This is a genomic window from Rhizobacter sp. P3_B12 (genome assembly GCF_056402895.1).
Genome location: NZ_JBFUGN010001632.1, coordinates 1 through 721 on the forward strand (window position 1 = coordinate 1; position 721 = coordinate 721).

The 721-nt window shown below is 75.5% G+C and carries 1 pseudogene; it reads left to right on the forward strand.

Annotated features, from left to right (window positions below):
• Nucleotides 1-721: pseudogene (locus tag AC1D01_RS37350) on the forward strand (hypothetical protein); the annotation flags it as partial.

Below are 721 nucleotides of genomic sequence, written 5' to 3' on the forward strand. Positions count from 1 at the left end.
CCGCCTGCTCGCCAGCAGCGTGCGCGGCACGCCGACGCGGCAGCAGACGCTGCAGGCGGCGCTCGACTGGAGCCTCGGCCTGCTCGCGCCGGCCCAGCGCGCGCTGTTCGATTCGCTCGGCGTGTTCGCCGGCGGCTTCACGCTGCCGCTGGCGGGCGCGGTGCTCGCCGATGGCAGCGACCCCGATGGCGGCGACCCCGACGGCTGGGCAGCGATCGACGGGCTGGCCCTGCTGTCGGACCATTCACTGGTGCAGGTGGGCGACGGCGATCCGCCGCGCTATGCGCTCAGCGAGAGTGCGCGGGCCTATGCGCAGGCACGGCTGGTGGACGACCCGCGCGCCGCTGCGCTGCGCGGCCGGCATGCCCGCGCGCTGCGCGCGTTCTTCGCCGACGCGCAGCGCGACTGGCTGCGCATGGCCGACGCGCCCTGGCTCGCGCTCTACGAACCCGAACTCGACAACCTGCGGGCCGCACTCGCGTGGTCGCAACAGCACGACCCCGAGACGCTGGTCGCGCTGGTCGGCGCCGCCGCACCGCTGTGGCACCACCTGTCGCTGCATGCCGAAGCGCGGCGCTGGCATGAGCTGAGCGAGGCGATGGTCGATGACAACGTTCCCAAGCCGCTCGCCGCGGCCTGGTGGCGGGCCGCGCAGTGGGTGTGGGCGGATGCCTCGCCCGGCCGCTCGCGCGGCGCGGCCGACCACGCGCAGGCGCTGTAC